The organism is Corynebacterium sp. AOP40-4SA-5 (genome assembly GCF_052377355.1).
In the GTDB taxonomy this organism is placed as follows: Bacteria; Actinomycetota; Actinomycetes; order Mycobacteriales; family Mycobacteriaceae; genus Corynebacterium.
The window spans coordinates 1-321 of the sequence record NZ_JBQSWS010000071.1; the positions used below are offsets into that span (position 1 = coordinate 1).

General features: G+C 59.2%; 1 protein-coding gene. It reads left to right on the forward strand.

Features of this window, described 5'->3' with window-relative positions; genetic code table 11:
* The coding region (locus ACT3S3_RS15320) for a hypothetical protein (RefSeq protein WP_444615252.1) at positions 1-283 on the forward strand (283 nt) is incomplete at its 5' end.
* Between the last annotated feature and the right edge of the window lie 38 nt (positions 284-321).

Genomic DNA, 321 nt, shown 5'->3' on the forward strand with positions numbered 1-321 from the left:
TTCTGGACCACATCAGGAAGGTAGCGTCGAGTGTGCACGTGAGAGGGTAATCATGACGGGTGCGTTCTCTGTCGAGGACATATCCATCGCCGTTCATCGTCGATCAGGGTTGGACACTGCTCTGGGCGAGGAGCTTGTGCGCGAGCAGATTGGCACGATTGAGCCGTCAGAAGGCCGGGTCATTGACCCAGGGCAAATCGGTGCGGATGATACCGAGCGACTAGTCCGGTTGGTTGAGAAGGAGGCTGAGTGCAAGGTGGGGTCGGAGGTGCCAGGAAGCTGATCAAGGTAGCCTTTCGCGATCCCGCGGCACGGGCCTCT